Genomic DNA, 15,159 nt, shown 5'->3' with positions numbered 1-15,159 from the left:
CGGCGAGGGGCGCAGCAAAAAGGCCGCCCTCGGGCGGCCTTTCTTCTTGCGGGCGGGCCGTCAGAGCGGCTTGCGCTCCAGGGTCCACTCCTTGGCACCGGCGGCACGGCCGTAGATCAGGCCTTCCGGGTTCATGAAGAGCAGGGTGTCGTTGTACTCGCTGGCGAAGAGGGCGGAGGCCGGGGTGGGGGTCTCGTCGCTGAGGGTGGTCCAGCGTCCGCCTTCGCCGCCGCGCTGCATGATGGCCGTGGAGAACACGAAGGCGCCCTGGCCGCAGACGTTGTAGGCCTGGCCCTGGTAGCCGTAGGCCGCCGTGATCATCTTCATGCAGCCCTGCTCGTCCTTGGTCCAGGTGGCACCCTGGTCGCGGCTGACGTAGACCTTGTTGCGGCTGTAGGCGACGAGGGTGCCGTCGCGCAGGGCCGTGACCTGGCGGGGTTCCTCGAACGAGGTCTTGCTGCGGGTCCAGCTGCCGTCCTTCAGGTCCATGCTGTTCACGAAGCCGTTGGCGGTGACCATCACGTAGCGCTCGCCCACGATCCAGCCGCTGGCGGCCATCGAGGCCAGGCGGATCCAGCCCATGGCCTCAGGCTTGTCCGAGCGGCTGCCGGCCTCGCGGCGCAACTCCTGCCAGGTGCCGGCCTTGAGGTCGTCGGTGGCGTACAGCACGGCGTCCAGGCCCTCGACGGCCAGCAGGTAGACGCGCTGGCCCTGGCGCGCCAGGTTGACGATGAGGCCGTGCGTGGGGGCGCTGAGCGCCTGCCAGGTCTTGCCGGCGTCGCTGGTCTGCATCAGCAGGCCTTCCTCGCCGCCGACCATGAAGCGCTGGCGGTCGTTGGCCAGCAGGGCGGTGATCTCGCGGGTGTCGCCGGTGTCCAGGCGTTCCCAGCGGCCTTCGGAGTCGCGGGCCAGGACCTGGCCCAGGTTGCTGCCGGCCAGCACGTCGCCGCTCTCCAGCATGCGCGCTGCATTGAAGGCGTAGGTGCTGCTGCGGGCCATGGCCAGGCGCTTCTGCGGGTCCTGCTCGTCCTTCCAGGCCTGGATGGCCTCGGTGGCCGAGGCCTTCTGGATCAGCGACTGGATCAGGCCCACCGTGAGCGTGCCCACCACCGCCGTCATGCCGGAGTTGCTCATCACCAGGGTGCGGCCCTGCTGAGCCTGGTTGCTGCGGGCCGCCACCTCGTTGCTGAGGCAGGGGCGCACCGGCGCATGGTCGGTCATGGCCTGGTGCAGCGCGGGGTAGCTCAGGCGCACGCGCTCGATCTGCGGGGCGTCGAAGCCGTCGCAGAGGATGGTGTAGCCCTGGCTGCCCGTCGGCTGGTAGATCAGGGTGCCCAGGCTGGTGACGGTCTGGGGCTTGACCTCGAATTCGCCGATGACGCCCTTGAGGTCACCCGTCACCCGGCCGGCCAGCTTGGGAGAGAGCATCTGCACCAGCTGGTACTTGCCGGCGGGCAGCACGGCCTCGAAGACCTGGCTGTTGTTGTTGCCGCTGCCCTTCTCGGCCTTGATCTCGATCTCGCGCTTGTCCTGGTTGACCAGCGTCAGCGTTTCCCATTGGTTGAAATACAGGAAGTTGCCGCGGTTGGTGCTGGACGCGTTGGTCACGATGCGGCTGGTGAACAGGCCCGAGTCGGCGGGCACCTCGCCGGCGGCCAGGCAGCCCAGCGGAGTCAGGGACAGGGCGGCCGCCAGGCCCAGAAGGCGCGCGGGAGCGCGCCGTGCAGTCGGATGCATGCGAAGTGGTCCATTGAAAGTCGCCTGGGGCGACGGTGGCGGCATTCTAGGAAGGCCCTCGCGAGCCCGTGGCCGGGTTTGTGCGAGGGGGGGACGCCCTAGCGGTCCTGCCGGTGCTTGAGCAAGGCGTTCAGCAGCTCGGACAGCTTGGCCGGGCTGAAGGGCTTGGGCAGGAAGTAGTCGGCGCCGGCGGTGCGGGCGGCTTCGTGGTCGGCCGAGGTGGCCTTGGCGGTGAGCATCACGATGATGGTCTTGGCGGTGCCCGGCGCCGCACGGACCTGGCGGCAGAGCTCCAGGCCGTCCATGCCGCCGGGCATCATCATGTCCAGCAGGACCATGTCGGGGTGCCAGCTGAGGATCTGTTCCAGGCCGGCGGCGCCGTTGGCGGCCTCTCGGATCTCGTAGTCGTCCTCTTCCAGGGCCCAGCGGATCAGGCGGCGGATGTCGGCCTGGTCTTCAACGATCAGCAATTTGGCAGGCATTGTGGGCAGGGCGGTGCAGCGTTGATCGGCCAAGCATAGCGCCGCCACTCGCACAAAGTGTGCGTCGAAGGGCTTGCATTCGGGCAATACGCCCTCAGTTGCGGCCTCCTAGAATCTCCCTGCCCCGTCAGCCCAGGACTCTCCACCATGGTTCCACATCTCGTCACCGCCCTGAACGGCCCCATCAAGGAACTGGAGCAGCGCATCCTGGAGTCCCTGCCGGCCATCGAGCGCTGGTTCCGCCTCGAGTGGATGGAGCACACGCCACCCTTCTACAGCTCGGTGGATGTGCGCAATGCCGGTTTCAAGCTGGTGCCGGTGGACACCAACCTCTTCCCTGGCGGCTTCAACAATCTGAATCCGGACCTGCTGCCGCTGTCGGTGCAGGCGGCCATGGCGGCCATCGAGAAGATCTGCCCCGAGGCCAAGAACCTGCTGCTGATTCCCGAGAACCACACCCGCAACAGCTTCTACCTGCAGCACCTGCAGACCCTGGTGCGCATCTTCACCCAGGCCGGCCTCAACGTGCGCCTGGGCAGCCTGGACGAGAGCCTGGCGGCGCCGGCGACCCTGGCCCTGCCCGACGGCGGCAGCCTGGCGCTGGAGCCCCTGGTGCGCAAGCGCGGCCGCCTTGGCCTGAAGGACTTCGACCCCTGCACCATCCTGCTCAACAACGACCTCTCCGCCGGCATTCCCGCCGTGCTGGAGGGGCTGCACGAGCAGTACCTGCTGCCGCCCCTGCATGCCGGCTGGACGCTGCGCCGCAAGTCGCGCCACTTCCAGGCCTACGAAGAGGTGGCCAAGAAGTTCGCCAAGCTCCTGGGCATGGACCCCTGGCTGATCAACCCCCTCACGGTGGGCGTGCAGGGCCTGGACTTCGCCGAAGGCCAGGGCATGGAGGCACTGAAGGACCAGGTCGACCAGGTCCTCACCAAGACGCGGCGCAAGTACAAGGAGTACGGCATCCAGGAGAAGCCCTTCGCCATCGTCAAGCCCGACGCCGGCACCTACGGCATGGGCATCATGACCGTGCGGGACGCCAAGGAGCTGGAGGAGCTCAACCGCCGCTGCAAGAACAAGATGTCGGTGATCAAGGACGGCCAGCCCGTCCACGAGGTCATCGTGCAGGAGGGCGTGGTGACGCACGAGCGCGTCAACGAGGCCGTGGCTGAACCGGTGGTCTGCATGATGGACCGCTACGTGGTGGGCGGCTTCTACCGCGTGCATGCCGATCGCGCCGCGGACGAGAACCTCAACGCCCCCGGCGCCAGCTACGTGCCCCTGGCCTTCGCCCAGTCCACCCAGCTGCCGCGCCCCGGCGAGACCCCCGGCGCCAGCGCGCCCAACCGCTTCTACATGTACGGCGTGATCGCCCGCCTGGGCATGCTGGCCGCCAGCTACGAGCTGGAGGCCACCGACCCCGAGGCCGAGGTCTACGCCTGAGCCTCAGCCCCCGAGGCAGGGGGGCATGCCCAGCTTGCATGGGACAGGCGCAGTCCTGAGGGCTGGCGAGCGCACAATAGCCACTTTTGACTCCTCGGCCTGACCTGCGTCAGGCCGTCGCGCCTGTGAGCTCGAGCCACGAACAACAACACCGCAGCCCCGGCATCCTCGCCGCCATGACCCTGGGCGCCCTCGGGGTGGTCTACGGCGACATCGGCACCAGCCCGCTCTACGCCCTCAAGGAAGTCTTCCACGGCGGCCATGTGCCGCTGAACTCGCAGAACATCCTGGGCGTGCTGTCCCTGCTGTTCTGGACCATGACCATCGTGGTCTCCTTCAAGTACGTCCTGCTGATCCTGCGGGCCGACAACAACGGCGAGGGCGGCCTGATCGCCATGCTGGCCCTGGCCACCCAGGCCGTGCGCGAAAAGCCCACGCTGCGGCGCGTGCTGATGGGCGTGGGCCTGTTCGGGACCGCCATCTTCTTCGGGGATGCAGTCATCACACCGGCCATGACGGTGCTCGGGGCCGTCGAGGGGATCGATGTCTACGCGCCCCAGTACCACCAGTTCATCGTCCCCATCACCCTGATCGTGCTGGCCGGGCTCTTCGCGGTGCAGCGCTTCGGCACCGGCGGGGTGGGCAAGGCCTTCGGGCCGGTGATGCTGGTCTGGTTCGCCAGCCTCACCCTGCTGGGCCTGCCCCAGATTCTTGAGAACCCCAAGGTGTTGGCGGCGGTGAATCCCGTCTATGCCGTCGAGTTCTGCCTGCACTACGGCTGGGTGGCCTTCGTGGCCCTGGGCGCCGTGGTGCTGGTGGTGACCGGTGGCGAGGCGCTCTATGCCGACCTCGGCCACTTCGGCAAGCAGCCCATCCGCATCGCCTGGTATGCCATCGTGATGCCGGCCCTCGTGATCAACTACTTCGGCCAGGGCGCCCTGCTGCTGGAAGACCCGGCGGCCATCAAGAACCCCTTCTACCTGATCGCGCCCTCCTGGGCCGAGATGCCTCTGTTCGGCCTGGCCACGCTGGCCGCCATCGTGGCCTCGCAGGCCCTGATCACTGCGGCCTTCTCCGTCACCAAGCAGGCGGTGCAGCTGGGCATCCTGCCGCGCATGCGCATCGTCCACACCTCGGTGCGCGACATCGGCCAGATCTACGTGCCCTTCATCAACTGGATGCTGTTCGGCTTCGTGGTCGTGGCCGTCGTGATGTTCGGCTCGTCCAGCAAGCTGGCCGGCGCCTACGGCGTGGCGGTGACCATCGACATGACCATCACCACGGTCATGACCTTCTTCGTGATCCGCTATGGCTGGAAGTACCCGCTGGCGCTGTGCGTGGCGGCCACCGGCTTCTTCTTCCTGATCGACGTCACCTTCCTGGCCTCCAACCTGCTGAAGGTCGCGGCCGGCGGCTGGTTCCCGCTGATGATCGGCATCTGGATGTTCACGCTGATGCTGACCTGGAAGCAGGGCCGCCAGCTGCTGTCCGACAAGCTCCGCGAGGACGCCATCGACATCAAGGGCTTCCTGGAGGCCGTGTTCCTGAGCCCGCCACTGCGGGTGCCGGGCTCGGCCGTCTTCCTCTCGGCGGAGCAGGGCATCACGCCCAATGCGCTGCTGCACAACCTCAAGCACAACAAGGTGCTGCACGAGCAGAACCTCTTCGTGACGGTCAAGCACCACGAGAAGCCCTGGATCGGCTTCGACAAGCGCGTGGAGGTCGAGAACCTGGGCAACGACTGCTGGCAGGTGATCGTGCACTTCGGCTTCAAGAACGAGCCCGACGTGCCCGAGGCGCTGAAGCTGCTGGAGGCCCGCGGCGTGCACCTGGACGACATGGAGACGAGCTACTTCCTCTCCCGCGACATCGTCATCCCCACCATCGGTTCGGGCATGGCCCTGTGGCGCGAGAAGCTCTTCGCCAGCATGCACCGCAACGCAGCCGCGGCGGCCGACTTCCTCCACCTGCCCACCAACCGCATCGTGGAGCTGGGCTCCAAGGTCGAGATCTGAGCCCCGTACCACGCCGGCTCACGGGGCCGGCGCGGACTCCTCGGGCTTGAGGGGCGGCGCCACGCGGGGCAGGCTCAGCGTGAAGACGGTGCCCGCGCCCGGCTGGCTGTGCACCTGCATCCGGCCGCCCAGCACCTTGTGCACCAGGCGGTCCACGATCACCATCCCCAGCCCCATGCCGCCCGCGTTGAGCCGGGTGCTGAAGAAGGGCTTGAAGAGCTGCTCCAGCGTGGCCTGGTCCATGCCCCGGCCGTTGTCGCTGACACGGCACTGCACCAGCTCGCCCTGCGCCTCGGCCTGGATGCGCACCTCGCCGGCCCGGCCCTCCTCGAAGGCATGGAGCAGGGCGTTGTTCACCAGGTTGATCAGCACCTGGCCCAGGGGGCCGGGGTAGCTGTCCATGCGGATGCCCTCGGGGATGTCCAGCACCACCTGGTGGATCTGCAGACGCAGGGTGGGCGCCAGCGAGCCGATCAGCTCACCCACCGTCTGGCTGAGGTCGAAGCTGCGGCGCTGGGCGCTGACCTGGTCGGCGGCGACCTGGCGCACATCGCCGATCAGGTCCACCGCGCGCCGCACATTGCGGCTGATGAGCTCGGCATGCTCGGCGCTGTGCTGGAGGAAGCTGTCCAGCTCGGCCCGGCGCAGGCTGCCCTGGGCGATGCGGGCCTGGAACTGCAGGGCCTCCGTGCGCAGGGACTCGCTGCACACCAGGGCGTTGCTCATGGGCGAGCTGAGCTCGTGGGCCACGCCGGTGACCAGGGCGTCCAGGGTGGCGCGCTGCTGGGCCTGGGCCAGGGCCTCGCGCGATTCGCGCAGCGATTCCATGGCCTCGGCCAGGGCCTCGCCGCGCTCCACCACCCGGGCCTCCAGCGTGGCGTTGAGCTCCAGCACGCGGGCCTCCGCGGCCTTGCGGTCGGCGATGTCGACCATGGTGCCGGCGATCAGCTGGGCGCGGCCCTGGGCATCCCGGCGCATGACCTGACCCCGTGCGTGGATCCAGCGCCACTCGCCGGACTTGCGGCGGTGCCGGTACTCGACGTCGTATGCCGGCGTCTCGCCGCGAAGGTGGCGGCGCAGCGCCTCGCGGACGCGGGGCAGGTCCTCGGGATGGCAGTCGTCCTTCCAGTCATAGCCGGGCCCGGGTTGGAACTCGCCCACGGCATAGCCCAGCAGGGTCTGCCAGCGCTCGTTGACATGGGTCTCGCCGCTGAAGAGGTTGTGCTCCCAGGTGGCGGCCTGGGTGCCGTCGATCACATGCTGCAGGCGCTCGCGTTCCAGGGCCAGCTGCTGGCCGGCCAGCGCGGTGCGGCGGCGCTCGGCCAGGGCGCGCCACATGGCGGCGCTGATGAGCAGGGTGCCGGCGATGCCCGCCAGCAGCCCGGCCAGCGGCTGCCGCTGCTGGCCGGCATCCAGGGTCTCGGGCAGGGGTTGCAGCAGCAGGGTCCAGGGGCGGCCGGCGATGTCCATGCCGAAGCGCTGCTGCAGGGCGCGTGCCGGTCCCTGTTCCGCAGGCTGAAGGGCGTTGCCGCTCTCGGACACCCGGCTGGTGAAGCGCACCGGCGCCTGCTCCTCGCTGCCCTCCATGGCCCACAGGCCCATGCCGCCCTGCCGCGCCCGCTCCACCGCCGGCCCCAGCAGCAGGGGCAGCTCCACCACGGCGGCCAGGTAGCCGCGCAGGCGCGGCTCGCCGCCTTCCGGTGCCGCGTCGAAGACAGGCGCGGTGATGGCAAAGCCCCAGGAGCGACGGGCCCCGATGTCGTCGCGGATCACGGCAAAGCTGTGGGAGGCCACCGGTCGGCGCTGGGCTGCGGCGGCCAGCTTGGAGGTCATGCGAGCGGCGTCCGGTGCCAGGTCGTAGCCCAGGGGCGACTGGCCGGCGGGCCAGCCGTACAGCACTGGCACATAGCTGTCGCGCTCGGGCGCCACCTGCCAGCCGCGGCCATCGGGCCGGGGCTCGCGGATCTCGAAGCCGGCCAGGCCCTCGGCCCGGGCGTCCCGTTCCAGCTGGCGGCGCTCCTCGCGCCCGGTCACCAGGGGCTGCCATTCGATCAGGGTGCGGGGAGGCAGGGAAGCCGCGAGCTCGCGGGCGAAATGCTGGAAGGCGGGCAGCCGCAGCGGCTTGTGGGTACTCACCAGCAGGCCGGCGCTGCGGCTGGCCTCCACGATGCGGGCCAGAGTCAGCTCGACCTCCAGTCGCACGGGCTCGGCCATGGCCTGCGCGTGCTTCATCGCGTGCAGCTGCTCGGCCTCGGCCAGGGCGCGGTAGACCCAGACGCTGGCGGCGAGCCCCAGCCCCAGGGCCAGCCCCAGCAGCAGCAGGTCGCTGGATCGGCCCACCGCCGGAGGCGGCGCAAGGGGGACGGAGGAAGAGTCGCTCATGAACGCGATCCCATCGCGGCAGGGAAGGAGCTTGCAGTATTTCAGCTTTCCGGCCGGAACCCAATGCCGGTGCGACGGCCAATCCCCTGCGCCTGCCGCCCGGGCCCGGCCCCGCTATGCTGCCCCCCATGCGCCGCTTCATGCAAGACCTGTCCCTGCCCTCCACCGTTGCCGGCTTCGTGGCCGTGCTCGTGGGCTTCACCAGCTCGGTGGCCATCGTCTTCCAGGGCGCGCAGGCCCTGGGCGCGACCTCGACCCAGCTCACCTCCTGGATGTGGGCCCTGGGCCTGGGCATGGGCCTGACCAGCCTGGGCCTGTCCCTGTGGACGCGCCAGCCCGTGCTGACGGCCTGGTCCACGCCCGGCGCGGCGCTGCTGGCCAGTGCGGTGGGCGTCTCCATGCCCGAGGCGGTCGGCGCCTTCATCGTCTGTGCGCTGCTGATCACGATCGCCGGCTTCAGTGGCCTCTTCGAGCGGCTGATGGACCGCATCCCCATCGCCATCGCCTCGGCCCTGCTGGCCGGCGTGCTGGCCCGTTTCGGACTGGACGCGATGCTGGCCACCCAGAGCGCGCCGCTGCTGGTGCTGAGCATGGCCGGCGCCTTCCTGCTGGGCCGGCGCTTCTGGCCTCGCTATGCCGTGCCTGTGGTGCTGCTGGTGGGCGTGGCGGTGGCCGGCGCCCAGGGCCGCCTGCACATGGATGCCGTGCAATGGGCCTGGGCGCGCCCGGAATGGGTGAGCCCGCGCTTCAGCGTGGCGGCCATGGTGGGCGTGGCCCTGCCGCTGTTCCTCGTGACCATGGCCTCGCAGAACCTGCCGGGCGTGGCGGCGCAGCGGGCCTCGGGCTACCAGACCCCCATCTCGGCCAGCATCGGCGTGACCGGGCTGGCCTCGCTGTTCCTTGCGCCCTTTGGCGGCTATGCGCTGAACCTGGCGGCCATCACCGCAGCCATCTGCATGGGCCGCGAGGCGCATGAGGACCCGGCCCGGCGCTACACCGCAGCCGTGATGGCCGGCGTGTTCTACATCGCCCTGGGGCTGGCCGGGGGCGCCGTCGTGGGCCTGCTGGCGGCCTTCCCGAAGGAGCTGGTGGCGGCCATCGCCGGCCTGGCCCTGCTGGGCACCATTGCCGGCGGTCTCAGCGCGGCGCTGAAGGACGAGGCCCATCGCGACGCCGCCATCCTGACCTTTCTCGTGACGCTGTCAGGCCTCAAGCTGGCGGGCATCGGCTCGGCCTTCTGGGGCGTGGTGGCTGGGGCCCTGGCCCTGATGGTGCAGCGCCTGCGCAGGGCCTGACGCCGCCTTCCCTCCCAAGATCCATCGCCTACTCATCCGGACCTTCGCCATGAAACTGCTTTTCGTTGCCGACCCGCTGCCCAGCTTCAAAACCTACAAGGACTCGACCTTCGCGATGATGCGCGAGGCGGCCCGCCGCGGCCATGAACTCTGGGCCTGCGAGCCCGCGGACCTCGTCTGGCAGCGCGGCGGCCTGGTGACGGCCCGCGGCGCGCAGCAGCTGCAGCTCTCGCCCGCGGCGCTGGCCAGCGGCTATGGCACGGACACGCCGGACTGGCACACCGTGAGCGCCAGGCAAGACCTGGCCCTCGCCGGGGTCGATGCCGTGCTGATGCGCAAGGATCCGCCCTTTGACAGCGAGTTCTTCTACACCACCCAGCTGCTGAGCCAGGCCGAGCGCGAGGGCGCCCGGGTCTTCAACAAGCCCTCGGCTCTGCGCGAGCACCCCGAGAAGCTGGCCATCCTGGAGTTCCCGCAGCACATCACGCCCACGCTGGTGACGCGTTCGGCCGCGGCCATCCGCGCCTTCCATGCCGAGCACCGCGACATCATCCTCAAGCCCCTGGACGGCATGGGCGGCATGGGCATCTTCCGCGTCGGGCCGGACGGCATGAACCTGGGCGCCATCATCGAGACGCTCAACAAGGATGGCGCCCAGACCGTCATGGTGCAGCGCTACCTGCCCGAGATCGCCCAGGGCGACAAGCGCATCCTGCTGATCGGCGGCGAGGTCGTGCCCTTCGCCCTGGCGCGCATTCCGCAGGGTGGCGAGGTGCGGGGCAATCTGGCGGCCGGCGGCAAGGGCGTGGCCATGCCGCTCACCGAGCGCGAGCGCGAGATCGCGCAGCACCTGGCGCCCATCCTCGCGGCGCGCGGCCTGCTGCTGGTGGGCCTGGACGTGATCGGGCCCTGCCTCACCGAGATCAACGTCACCAGCCCCACCTGCTTCCAGGAAATCGGCGCACAGACCGGCTTCGACGTGGTGGCGCTCTTCGTCGACGCGCTGCAGAAGGCGGTGGGCGCGGCCCAGGGTTGATCCGCATGCCGCACGGGCGCTTCGGGTTGTCAAATACCAGAGCAAGACCAAAAAAATACCAATAACGCCTGATCCCGGATCGGGCGCGGCACTCGTCGGGGCTTGCACGGTCAGCCCTGGCGGGCCGGGGAAAGACGGGTGCGCTGGAGGGGTCGTCAACGAACGGCCCAGCGTGGCGCCGCTGTGGGCGGTGCCTCCACCGGGCTGCTGTCCAGCCTTGCACCGATCCCCTGGAGGTTCCCATGACCGTGTCCACCCCATCCGTCCGCCGCCATGCCCTGGGCCTGGCCCTGCTGGCCGCCGGCGTCCAGCTCTCGACGTCCGCGCTGGCCGCGACCTGCTCGGCCGCCTGGGCCGAAGGCAAGACCTACACAGCCAACACCCTGGCCAGCTACCAGGGCAAGGACTACAGCGCTCTGGTGACCCACACCGCCTATGTGGGCGCCAACTGGAACCCGGCGGCCACGCCTTCGCTGTGGCGCTTCGTGGCGGACTGCACGGCCAGTCCGACGCCCACGCCGACACCGACACCGACACCGACACCCACGCCGACGCCGACGCCGACGCCGACGCCGACTCCGACACCCACCCCCACGCCATCCCCCGGCCTGCCCAAGCACGCCCTGATCGGCTACTGGCACAACTTCGCCAATGGCGCGGGCGCACCGATCCGCGTGAAGGACGTGTCCGATGACTGGGACGTGATCATGATCTCCTTCGCCAGTGATGCCGGCGACGGCGGCGTGGCCTTCCAGCTGGATCCCGGCGCCGGCTCCGAGGCGGATTTCATCGCCGACATCGCCGCCAAGCGCGCCAAGGGCAAGAAGGTGGTGCTGTCCCTGGGCGGGCAGGAGGGGCGCATGACGCTCAACACCAGCGCGCAGGTCACGAACTTCGTCAACACCCTGGCCGCGCTGATCGCCAAGTACGGCTTCGACGGCATCGACCTGGACCTGGAGAGCGGCGCCGGCGTCTCCCTGGGCTCGCCCATCATCAACAACCTGATCAGCGCGGTGAAGCAGCTCAAGGCCAAGGTGGGCCCGGGCTTCTACCTCTCGATGGCGCCCGAGCATCCCTATGTGCAGGGCGGCTACGTGGCCTACGGCAGCATCTGGGGCGCCTACCTGCCCATCATCGACGGCCTGCGGGACGAGCTGACGATGATCCACGTGCAGTACTACAACAACGGCGGCTTCACCTACTCCGACGGGCGTCAGCTCAACGAGGGCACGGTGGACGGCCTGGTGGGAGGCAGCCTGATGCTGATCGAGGGCTTCAAGGTCAGCCAGGGCACGGGCTGGGAGTTCAAGGGCCTGCGCCCTGACCAGGTGGCCTTCGGCGTGCCCTCGGGCACCCGCTCGGCCGGCCGTGGCTACGCGCCGCCCAGCGTCATCAACCAGGCGCTGACCTGCCTCACGCTGCTGCAGAACTGCGGCGCGGTGAAGCCCAAGGTGGCCTATCCGGCCTTCCGCGGCGCCATGACCTGGTCCATCAACTGGGACCGCGCGGATGGCTACAACTTCTCGGTGCCGGTGAAGGCCCAGCTGAAGACGCTGCCCTGACCACCGTGTGAAGGCAAGACCTGACCCCGGCAGCACGGACGCCAGGGGGCAGGTCTTGCCCGATTGAGCGGCAACTCAGCGCCGCTTCAGGGCCAGGTGCAGCGGCACGTCGGGACGCAGGGTGATGTCCAGGCGCGGTTGCGGCGCGCGCCGGCCGGGCACGGTCTGCAGCTCGTAGCGCTGCAGCAGCAGGGCGGCGATCACGCTCATCTCCGTCAGCGCGAAATGGCTGCCCAGGCATACGCGCGGGCCGGCGCCGAAGGGCAGCCAGGCGCCGCGCGGGATCTCCGGGTGGCCGGCCGCCGGGTCGAAGCGATCGGGGCGGAAGGCCTCCGGCTCGAGGAACCAGCGCGGATCGCGGTGCGTGAGGGCGGGCGTGATGCGCACCATGCTGCCCACCGGCAGCGTGTAGCCGGCCACCCGGACCGGCGCGGTCGTGCGCCGCGAGAACAGGGCGGCCGCCGGTGGATACAGGCGCAGGCTCTCCTTGAAGCTGCGGGCCAGGCGGGGCAACTGGGGGAGGTCGGCAGCGGTGGGCGCGCGCTCGCCCAGCACGGCCTGCAGCTCGTCGGCGACACGGCGCTGCTCCTCGGGATGTGACGCCATGCACCAGCCCCACCAGGTGAGGGCGGCCGCGGTGGTCTCGTGCCCCGCGAGGAAGGTCGTCATGCATTCGTCCCTCAGGGCATGGGCGTCGAAGCCCTGGCCCTGGGCGTCCTGGGCCGCCAGCATCAGGCCCAGCAGGTCGGTGCCGGTGTCGGCGCCGGTGTCCTCGCGGGTCTCGGTCCGGGCCAGGCGTTGATCGACTTCCGCCTCGATGAAGCGCTTGAGCAGCTGCAGGGCCCGTCGCTTGCGGGCCTTCCAGGGCATCCACAGCGGGGCGCTGACCGGCCAGTAGAACTCCTGCATGGCCTCGATGCCCAGGTCATGCACGGCGGCGGCCATGGCGCGCCCCTGCTGTTCGTCGCCGCGGGAGAAGAGGGCGCGCATGATCACCTCCATGGTGACCTGGGTCATGGCCGATTCGAAATCGAAGTCCAGTTCGAAGTTCGGCTGGCCCTGCCAGCGCTGCAGGCTCTCGCGGGCGGCGTCCACCATGCGCGGCACGAAGCTCTCGACACGCCGGGGCGCGAAAGCGGGCTGCAGCATCTGACGCTGGCGCTGCCAAGCCTCGCCTTCGGCCACCAGCACGCTGTGGCCGTGGGCGCTGGCAAACACCTCGGTGCCGCGCTCCCAACGGATTAGCTGCTCGTGCGAGGCCACCAGCACCTCGCGGATGTGGTCGGGGTGCAGGAAGCTGTAGTCCACCAGGTGGACGAAGCGCTGGCGGACGACGTCGCCATACTGCGCATGCCATTGGCGCAGCGGGCCGAGGTAGTCGCGGCTGAGGGCGCGCAGGCGGTCGAAGCCCAGGCCGGCGGGGCCTGGAGGGAGGGCGGAGGTCGTCGGGGTGAGGGTCTGGGTGTTCATGGGCCCGCATGGTGGCGAGACGCCCGCGGCGGGTCTTGAACGAAATCGACATCGGCCCGGACCTCCCCCTGTCTCCGGCCTGACTACACTGCCGCCATGGACAGCGACCGCCACCCCGATGCCGTCGCCCGGCTGATAGCGCCCAGCCTGGCCCTCAGCGGCTGCCTCTATGCCTCCCTCTGGCGCGACACCACGGCCGCTGCCTCGCTCACCGCGGCGCAGCGCAGCTCCCACTTCCCGGCCACGCCCTTCTGCGGCATGACCTGGGTGCTGGAGGGCGACGGCTGCCAGGTCCTGGACGACGGCAGCGAGCGTCGCCTGGGCGGCCGCTGCCTGGTCGGCGGGCCGCGTACCCGGCCCGCCCAGTTCCGCTCCGATGCCGGCACGCGCTGCTTCATGGTGGCCATGCTGCCGGAGGCGCTGCATGCGCTGACCGGCGTAGACCTGACGGCCCTGCTGGACCGCTACGAGCCCATCGAATCCGCCCTGGGGGCCGACTGGCAGGCCCTCAACACCGCCTTGCTGGCCGCCCCCGACGAGCACGCCTGCCAGGCCCTGCTGGAGGAATTCCTGCTGCCGCGCTGGCGGGCCTGGGCGCAGAGCCAGGCCTCGCCGCCGCGCCGCTACCGGGACTGGATGCAGAACCTGGCGCTGAAGGCGGTGGCCGGCGGCCACGGTGACAGCCTGCGCCAGGTCGAGCGCCGCATCAAGCGCTGGAGCGGCCAGAGCATGCAGGCCCTGCGCCGCGTCAGCCGTGCCGAGTCCACCTTCCACCGGGTGCGCCGCGAGATGGAGGCTGGCGAGGTGCTGTGGAGCGCCCTGGCCCAGGACGCGGGCTATGCGGACCAGGCCCATCTGTGCCGCGAGACCCGCCGCGTCACCGGCTTCAGCCCGGAGGAGCTGCGCCGGCGCATCGACACGGACGAGGCCTTCTGGGCCTATCGCGTCTGGGTCTGAGGCACGCAGCCAGGCCCGGCGAAGGGCGGGGTGGCCAGCTAGCCTATGGCCCTTCGCAGCGCTTCAGGCGGGCGTTCATCATCGAAGCGTAAGCGCAGATGGAGACCGGGACGATGCCCGCATCCGCGCGAAGCCGATCCACGGCCTCTTCATCCTCGATGGGGAACATCTCCGCATTCCCGAGCGCGTCGATGACTCGGGTCTGAGTGCCATAGCGCTGTGGCTTTTGCTGTCTGACGAGAATCCGGTCCGTCAGCAGCGCCAGATGTCTTTTCTCGAATTCACCCTGGGCCGTCGCTGCCGTGATGACGGGCAGGTACTTGAGCTGGTAATCCAGAGGCGCGTGCTGGACGACCATGTAGGCGGACTGGACGGCCGCTTGCCCAAAGGCGGTTCTTGACGGCCAGCCGCACCGGGTGACCAGATCCTCCAACGCCTTCCTCAGGGCGCCATCGGCCTCATCAATCAACGCCATGGCTTCCTTGACCTGGGCCGGATCCGCCGCGATGCCGCTTTCCTGGGCGCGCGAGTAGATGGCCATAAGCTGTTGGCGCGGTTGCTGATCGCGTTCGAACCACTGGTTGGTTTGCCGGGTTTCCTTGTACCAGTCGCATGGGGTCGAGATTGAAAAGTCAGGCACGCGCGGCGCATCCTCAGCACGGACATGGACTGCAAGAAGCAAGGCCATCCAGGCGCATCCGCAAACGAAGGTCCTGTGGCGCAAGCGTAGGGGTTCAGATTTCATGCGGGTGATCATTGGAATGCTCGGCTGGCGATGAC

Annotated in this window: 11 protein-coding genes; 6 read left to right on the top strand and 5 right to left on the bottom strand. The window is 69.6% G+C overall.

The features are described from left to right. Positions 1-60: 60 nt before the first annotated feature. Together O9Y01_RS14375 and O9Y01_RS14370 are read right to left on the bottom strand one after the other, a co-directional pair. On the bottom strand, positions 61-1,737 hold the full coding sequence (locus O9Y01_RS14375) for a WD40/YVTN/BNR-like repeat-containing protein (protein WP_269632288.1): 1,677 nt from the start codon (positions 1,735-1,737) through the stop codon (positions 61-63). A 98-nt stretch (positions 1,738-1,835) separates the two neighbouring features. Then, a complete protein-coding gene (locus tag O9Y01_RS14370; RefSeq protein WP_269632286.1) occupies positions 1,836-2,207 on the bottom strand; it encodes a response regulator transcription factor in 372 nt (123 codons plus the stop codon). Between the two features lie 159 nt (positions 2,208-2,366). Here O9Y01_RS14370 and gshA point away from each other — a divergent pair, with 159 nt between their 5' ends. Beyond that, positions 2,367-3,662, top strand: a complete 1,296-nt coding sequence (gshA, locus tag O9Y01_RS14365; RefSeq protein WP_269632285.1) for a glutamate--cysteine ligase — start codon at positions 2,367-2,369, stop codon at positions 3,660-3,662. 176 nt (positions 3,663-3,838) lie between these two features. Beyond that, the gene (locus O9Y01_RS14360) at positions 3,839-5,677 is read left to right on the top strand and encodes a potassium transporter Kup (protein WP_269632542.1); all 1,839 of its coding nucleotides are present in this window, start codon (positions 3,839-3,841) and stop codon (positions 5,675-5,677) included. Between the two features lie 18 nt (positions 5,678-5,695). On the opposite strand, the gene O9Y01_RS14355 is transcribed toward O9Y01_RS14360, so the two are convergent. Continuing rightward, a complete protein-coding gene (locus tag O9Y01_RS14355; protein WP_269632284.1) occupies positions 5,696-8,059 on the bottom strand; it encodes an ATP-binding protein in 2,364 nt (787 codons plus the stop codon). Positions 8,060-8,199: 140 nt separating this feature from the next. Between O9Y01_RS14355 and O9Y01_RS14350 the strand changes: the two genes are divergently transcribed. The 3 genes from O9Y01_RS14350 (at position 8,200) to O9Y01_RS14340 (ending at position 11,952) form a co-directional block, all read left to right on the top strand. After that, positions 8,200-9,354, top strand: coding sequence for a benzoate/H(+) symporter BenE family transporter (locus O9Y01_RS14350; protein WP_269632283.1), 1,155 nt, complete (start codon positions 8,200-8,202; stop codon positions 9,352-9,354). A gap of 49 nt (positions 9,355-9,403) precedes the next feature. Next, a complete protein-coding gene (gene gshB, locus O9Y01_RS14345) occupies positions 9,404-10,390 on the top strand; it encodes a glutathione synthase (protein WP_269632282.1) in 987 nt (328 codons plus the stop codon). A gap of 242 nt (positions 10,391-10,632) precedes the next feature. Beyond that, a complete protein-coding gene (locus O9Y01_RS14340) occupies positions 10,633-11,952 on the top strand; it encodes a chitinase (protein ID WP_269632281.1) in 1,320 nt (439 codons plus the stop codon). 75 nt (positions 11,953-12,027) lie between these two features. On the opposite strand, the gene O9Y01_RS14335 is transcribed toward O9Y01_RS14340, so the two are convergent. After that, positions 12,028-13,422 carry a cytochrome P450 gene (locus tag O9Y01_RS14335; RefSeq protein ID WP_269632280.1) on the bottom strand — a complete coding sequence of 465 codons (1,395 nt, stop codon included), beginning with the start codon at positions 13,420-13,422 and terminating at the stop codon, positions 12,028-12,030. A gap of 96 nt (positions 13,423-13,518) precedes the next feature. On the opposite strand from O9Y01_RS14335, the gene O9Y01_RS14330 reads away from it, so the two are divergent. Continuing rightward, complete coding sequence (locus O9Y01_RS14330; RefSeq protein ID WP_269632279.1) at positions 13,519-14,379, top strand: helix-turn-helix domain-containing protein; 861 nt, start codon at positions 13,519-13,521, stop codon at positions 14,377-14,379. 43 nt (positions 14,380-14,422) lie between these two features. On the opposite strand, the gene O9Y01_RS14325 is transcribed toward O9Y01_RS14330, so the two are convergent. Continuing rightward, the gene (locus tag O9Y01_RS14325; RefSeq protein ID WP_269632278.1) at positions 14,423-15,124 is read right to left on the bottom strand and encodes a DUF6624 domain-containing protein; all 702 of its coding nucleotides are present in this window, start codon (positions 15,122-15,124) and stop codon (positions 14,423-14,425) included. Positions 15,125-15,159 lie beyond the last annotated feature (35 nt).

The organism is Pelomonas sp. BJYL3 (assembly GCF_027257975.1).
Taxonomy (GTDB): domain Bacteria; phylum Pseudomonadota; class Gammaproteobacteria; order Burkholderiales; family Burkholderiaceae_C; genus Roseateles_B; species Roseateles_B flavus.
The sequence above is the reverse complement of the archived record's forward strand: the minus strand, read 5'-3'. Positions and strand labels throughout refer to the sequence as shown.